This is a genomic window from Desulfovibrio sp., assembly GCF_035644575.1.
Taxonomy (GTDB): Bacteria; Desulfobacterota; Desulfovibrionia; order Desulfovibrionales; family Desulfovibrionaceae; genus Desulfovibrio.
Genome location: NZ_DASQOG010000002.1, coordinates 1 through 5,322, shown reverse-complemented (window position 1 = coordinate 5,322; position 5,322 = coordinate 1). Strand labels below are relative to the sequence as shown.

Annotated in this window: 6 protein-coding genes and 1 other RNA gene; 1 reads left to right on the top strand and 6 read right to left on the bottom strand. The window is 57.0% G+C overall.

Annotation, left to right across the window (positions count from 1 at the left end):
* A partial coding sequence (locus VEZ52_RS00045) for a hypothetical protein (RefSeq protein WP_324834995.1) occupies window positions 1-585 on the top strand: 585 nt, incomplete at its 5' end.
* Between the two features lie 40 nt (window positions 586-625).
* Here VEZ52_RS00045 and VEZ52_RS00040 read toward each other — a convergent pair.
* The 6 genes from VEZ52_RS00040 to glmU form a co-directional block, all read right to left on the bottom strand.
* Window positions 626-1,213 carry a TRIC cation channel family protein gene (locus tag VEZ52_RS00040; RefSeq protein WP_324834994.1) on the bottom strand — a complete coding sequence of 196 codons (588 nt, stop codon included), beginning with the start codon at window positions 1,211-1,213 and terminating at the stop codon, window positions 626-628.
* Window positions 1,214-1,341: 128 nt separating this feature from the next.
* Entirely contained in the window at window positions 1,342-2,901 is a 1,560-nt protein-coding gene (gene rny / locus VEZ52_RS00035) for a ribonuclease Y (protein WP_324834993.1), read from the bottom strand.
* Between the two features lie 211 nt (window positions 2,902-3,112).
* A non-coding RNA gene (gene ssrS / locus VEZ52_RS00030) (6S RNA) lies at window positions 3,113-3,296 on the bottom strand.
* 12 nt (window positions 3,297-3,308) lie between these two features.
* The gene (locus VEZ52_RS00025) at window positions 3,309-3,581 is read right to left on the bottom strand and encodes a cell division protein ZapA (protein ID WP_022657505.1); all 273 of its coding nucleotides are present in this window, start codon (window positions 3,579-3,581) and stop codon (window positions 3,309-3,311) included.
* 6 nt (window positions 3,582-3,587) lie between these two features.
* Complete coding sequence (zapB, locus tag VEZ52_RS00020; RefSeq protein WP_291444762.1) at window positions 3,588-3,833, bottom strand: cell division protein ZapB; 246 nt, start codon at window positions 3,831-3,833, stop codon at window positions 3,588-3,590.
* 132 nt (window positions 3,834-3,965) lie between these two features.
* Window positions 3,966-5,321 carry a bifunctional UDP-N-acetylglucosamine diphosphorylase/glucosamine-1-phosphate N-acetyltransferase GlmU gene (gene glmU / locus VEZ52_RS00015; RefSeq protein ID WP_324834992.1) on the bottom strand — a complete coding sequence of 452 codons (1,356 nt, stop codon included), beginning with the start codon at window positions 5,319-5,321 and terminating at the stop codon, window positions 3,966-3,968.
* Window position 5,322: the final 1 nt, after the last annotated feature.

The following is a 5,322-nucleotide window of genomic DNA, read 5'->3' as shown; positions in this document are numbered from 1 at the left end:
GGCCTCTTCGGCCCGCCAGCCCGGCTCGTTGCCGCTTGGCGCGAGGAGCGTTTATGCCCTCTTTCGTTCCCCGAGTCAACAACTTTTTTCCGTTTCGCGAAAGTTTTTCGCTGCGACCGTCAGTCGTTTTTCTCAAGGCGCAAGGAGCGTTTATGCTCCCCTTTGCTTTCGAAGTCAACAACTTTTTTTCCGTTTCGTGAAACTTTCGTTTCACCGTGGAGCCGAGTCGTTTTCTTCAATCGCGAGGAGCGTTTATGCTCCCCTTTGCTTTCGAAGTCAACAACTTTTTTTCCATTTCGTGAAACTTTCGTTTCACCGTGGAGCCGAGTCGTTTTCTTCAATCGCGAGGAGCGGTTATGCTCCCCTTCGCTTCAGGAGTCAACCGTTATTTTCGTTTCCGCGAAAATTCTTTTCGCTTGCGTTTCCCTTAACCGTTTTCCCTTGTCGCGAGGAGCGTTTATGCTCCTCCCCGTTCCGCAAGTCAACCTTTATTTCAGCTTTTTGCAAATTAACCACAAAAAGCATGGTTTGCTCATGCAGCGGAAGTTAAAAATAGCGAAACGGCACGACAGAGTCAAGCTGTAGTGCCGTTTTTTCGCAATCATTTGCCGAACTCGCTGGCGTTTCAGGCAATTTTGGCTTTTTTCACCCCTCGCATGACAATCACCAGCAGCGCCCCACACAGCGCGCATTGCCAGGGATCCAGATTCGCCAGCAGCAGCAAGGCCAATGCCAGCATACCACCAAAAGCGGCTGCCGTAGCGTACATTTCTTCTTCCACGGCGCGGGCCATATCCCCGAGGCAGAGGTCTCGCGCAATGCCGCCCACAAGCCCGCCCAATATTCCAACCAATATACTGCCCGTAGGGCCAAGCCCGGCCATCACGCCCTTTACGGTTCCTATGCCAGCCCCAAGTGCCAACCCTAGGGCATCCAGCCAGTAAAAGGCCAGCCAGGCCCGGCTGCTTTGCCCTATAATGATACCGGCAATGCCGCCGCACACGCAGGCAGCAAGATACTCCCCCTGATTGAGGGTGATGGCCACGTACCCGAGCAGTCCATCACGAGCAAGCGGTGCTGCCAACCCCGCCAGACAGGCAAGAACGGCAGCACCGCTGAAATGTGCGCCCGTAGAGCGCGCCCGGCAAGATGCGGCAGCGGCCAGCACGAAGCTGGCCGCCAGATCTAACACAAATAAGGGAAGGTTCTGCATACGCTGCACCTGAGTGCCAAATCATTTCATGCGTGAAAGGCTCCGGCAAGGATTTGCCTGCCAATCATTGCCCGAAACCGACACTGCGGCTTTGCCTACGATGAGCGCCTGTTTCAAAGCTTCTGCTCTTACTTGGCCAGCCCCACTGCCCGGCGCTCACGAATGACCGTCACGCGGATCTGGCCGGGGTAGGTCAGATTTTTCTCAATCTTTTCAGCAATATCCTTGCAGAGAATATACGTGGTGTCGTCATCAACCATGTCGGAGTTGACCATCACGCGAATCTCGCGGCCAGCCTGAATGGCGTATGCCTTGCTGACGCCATCAAAACTGGTGGCAATGCCCTCCAGATCTTCAAGCCGCTTCACATAGTTTTCAAGCAGCTCCTTACGTGCGCCGGGGCGCGCGCCAGAGATGGAGTCCGCAGCCTGCACCAGCACCGCCAGAGCCGTTGAGGGGCGCTGGTCTTCATGGTGGGCTGCAATGGCGTGGATGATCTCCTGGCTTTCGTTGTACTTTTTGGCGAGATCCGCGCCGATGAGGGCGTGTGGGCCTTCCACCTCATGGTCAACGGCTTTGCCGATGTCGTGCAACAGGCCGGCCCGCTTGGCTTTTTTGACGTCCATGCCGAGCTCGGCGGCCATCATGCCGCACAGGGCCGAAACTTCAAGAGAGTGCTGGAGCACGTTTTGGGTAAACGAGGTGCGGTAACGCAACTGCCCGAGCAAACGGACGATTTCCGGATGGATACCGTGAACGCCCGCATCAAAAGTGGCCTGCTCGCCCACTTCGCGCACCTGGGTGTCCAGTTCCTGCTCACACTTCTGCACAATGTCTTCGATGCGGGCAGGATGAATGCGGCCATCCTGGATCAAGCGCTCAAGCGCCATTTTGGCAACCTGACGGCGCAGGGGGCTGTAAGCTGAGAGGATAACGGTTTCAGGCGTATCATCTATAATAAGGTCCACACCGGTGGCAGCCTCAAGCGCGCGGATGTTGCGGCCCTCGCGCCCGATGATGCGGCCCTTCATGTCTTCGCTCGGAAGGGTCACAGCCGTAACGGTCTGCTCGTTGACGTAGTCGCCCGCGTAGCGCTGGATGACATTACAGAGAATTTCTTTGGCTTTGCGGTCGGCGGTTTCGCGCGCTTCCATTTCAATCTGACGGATCATGCGCGCCGATTCGTGCCGGGTTTTGGCTTCAATTTCGCTGAAAAGCCGGGCCTTTGCCTCATCGGCGGTGAGCCCTGCAATTTCAGAAAGCCGCTGCTCCTGCTCTTCAATACGGGTCTGCAAAAACATTTCAGATTCAGCAAGCTGGCGTTCCTTGCGGGCCAGATCCTTCTCTGAAGTCAGCAGTTCGTGCTCCCTTGTGGTTGCTTTTTCAAGCTTTTCCTCAAGGCGACCGCCCATTTCTTCAAGTTTGCGTTCGCGGGCCTTGACCTCGCGCTCACGTTCCTTGAATTCGTTTTCGAGCTCCCGCTTTTGATTGAACAGATCATCCTGGCCCTGAAGCAATATCTCTTTTTTCTGGGCCTGCGCCTCTTTGCGCGCTTCCGCCACTATGCGCTTCGCCAGATCTTCGGCGTCGCCCACACGTTTTGCGGCAGAACGCTTGTGCGCAAACACCCCCAGCGCAACCCCCAGCAGCGCGGCAGCTACAAGCGCTGCAATGAACAATGGATCCATGAATCCAGCCTCTCTCTTTTATCAATACGGACCCTGCGCCAACAGGCGCGGGCCGACGAACACCGGCAAGCGGCAAAACTGCCGCACACCGTAGCAAAATGAGCCCAAAGGGGCTGCTGAAACCCTGGCTGGATACCGATTAACGGTCTGGAATGAACTGCGCAAAAGCATCGGCTACTACGAATGGCAGCCAGATACGTCAAAAGAAGGCGCGTTCCCCGGAGCGCCGTGTCATGCTTACGGTACAGAACCTGGATAACCAGGTCGGGCGCCTGTATGTCCTTTCCGGGCTTCCCGGTCTTGCCGGGCGTGCACACACAAAGACAGTGACGGCTCCCTATTATATTCTTGTCAGGTTAGCACCGAGGCATAAATCACGCGCGTCCCAGGGAAGCGCCCAAAGGAGCCTAAGAGGACTCCTCTATTTTTGAAAGCAAGGTTGAGACGCGATTCTGCACGTCCGCCTGCTCTTTCTGCGATTGCAACAAATCATCCGCCAGTCCAAGGGCCATAAAAGTCAGCAGAATGTCCTTGGTCTGCCCTCCGTGGAACCTCAGCTTCTGGTCTGCGAACCGTTCCTCCACCAGCCGCACGGCTTCCTGTACGCGCCGCATGTCGGCTCCAGGCTTGAATGCAATGCTCAGCCCAAGAACGGTGAGGTTGATAGTATCCTGGTTCACAAAAACCTACTCGACGCTGTCGTGCTCCTGAATCCTGCGCAGCAAGGCGTCAATGCGATTCAGCGCCTCAGTACGCAACGTTTCTTCGTTTTCAAGAGCTTCGCGCAGCTTTTGGTTTTCTTCATCAAGTGCGTCATTTCTGGCTGCCACAGCGGCAGACTCCGCACTGATTTTCGCGTTTTCCGCCTTGAGGCGGTCAAGTCGGGCCAAAAGCGCCTCAACCTGCGATTCAAGCTGCTCCAAAAGTTCCATGATTTGTAGATAACACTGCGGCATGACCTTGGCAAGAATGGATACGCTCGGGCGAAAAAATACCCGCGCCGGGCTGTGCCGACGCGGGCTGCAAAAAGCCAAAACCCTTGCGGCACAGGCCGCCTGGGCCGTCTATTTATTCCTGCGGGGCAGATTTTTCTGCTTTTCGCGGGCAATGGCAAGCTCGCCGTTGGGCACGTCGCGCGTAATGACCGAGCCAGCCCCCACAAGGGCGTCGTCGCCCACGGTCACAGGCGCAACCAGGGCGGTATTGCTGCCAATAAATGCATAGCGCCCAATTTTGGTCTGGAACTTGTGCTTTCCATCATAATTGCAGGTGATTGTGCCCGCGCCGATGTTGGTGCCCTCCCCTATTTCGGCATCGCCAAGATAGGTAAGGTGGTTGGCCTTGGCGCCTTTGCCAAGGTGGGTCTTTTTAAGCTCCACAAAATTGCCCACATGCGACTGCTCTTCAAGCACCGCGCCGGGGCGCAGGCGGGCAAAGGGCCCCACCAGTGCGGTTGCGCCCACGCGGGCTTTTTCCAGATGGGAGAAGGAGCGGATCTCCGCATTATTGGAGATCACGCAGTCGCGCACCACGCAGTGCGAGGCAACGCTGGCCCCACGGCTGATGCTGGTGCGTCCATAAATTTCGCACGGGCCAGTCAGTTCCACGCCGGGTTCTATCTGCGCCAGGGGGCCAACGCGCACTGCGCCCGGCGCATGCACGATAACGCCCGAAGCAAGCAGATCATCAACAATACGGGCGCGCAGAGTTTCTTCCATGCGGGAAAGCTCAAGCGGCGAATTCACGCCCATGAGCGAATCATCGCGGCCGCACTGGATGCCGAGAACTTCATATTTTTCCGCAACGGCGAGGCCGATGAGGTCTGTAATGTAATATTCGCCGCTCTTGTTGCTGTTGTTCAGGTGCGGCAAAAGGCTTTGCACCGCGCCAAGGCTGCAATAGTACATGCCCGCGTTGACCTCGTTGGAGGGCGGCCCGTAGAGCGAGGAATCATAATCCTTGGCTTCCACAATGGCCTTGACCTTGCCCTGCTGGCGCACCACCCGACCATACGCACCGGGGTTGTCCAGCTCAATGGTGGCAAAGGCCAGGTCAGCGCCCACGGCCTCGGCAAGAAAAGAACGCACCAGAGATTCCGAAAGCAGTGGCGCATCGCCATTGACAACCAGCAAATGTGTGCAACCGGCTTCGGTCAGTGCGGGCAGAGCCTGAATAAGAGCGTGGCCTGTGCCAAGCTGCTGCTCCTGCAGCACAAAGCGGGCATCAGGAAAGGCGGCCTGCACCATTTCGGCGCGATGCCCGGCCACAATCCAGACGTCTTCCGCAAAAACAGGGCGCAGAGCCTCAATGACGCAGGCAAGCATTGGCTCGCCCAGCAGCGTTTGCAGCACCTTGGGCCTGTCCGAGTGCATGCGGGTTCCCTTGCCCGCTGCAAGAATCAAAGCCGCGTTCTTCGGCATG

Bases quoted from the DNA above. Each gene is read 5' to 3' on its own strand.
- VEZ52_RS00040 (WP_324834994.1), bottom strand. From the start codon at position 1,213: ATGCAGAACCTTCCCTTATTTGTGTTAGATCTGGCGGCCAGCTTCGTG.
- rny (WP_324834993.1), bottom strand. From the start codon at position 2,901: ATGGATCCATTGTTCATTGCAGCGCTTGTAGCTGCCGCGCTGCTGGGG.
- zapB (WP_291444762.1), bottom strand. From the start codon at position 3,833: ATGGAACTTTTGGAGCAGCTTGAATCGCAGGTTGAGGCGCTTTTGGCC.
- glmU (WP_324834992.1), bottom strand. From the start codon at position 5,321: ATGCCGAAGAACGCGGCTTTGATTCTTGCAGCGGGCAAGGGAACCCGC.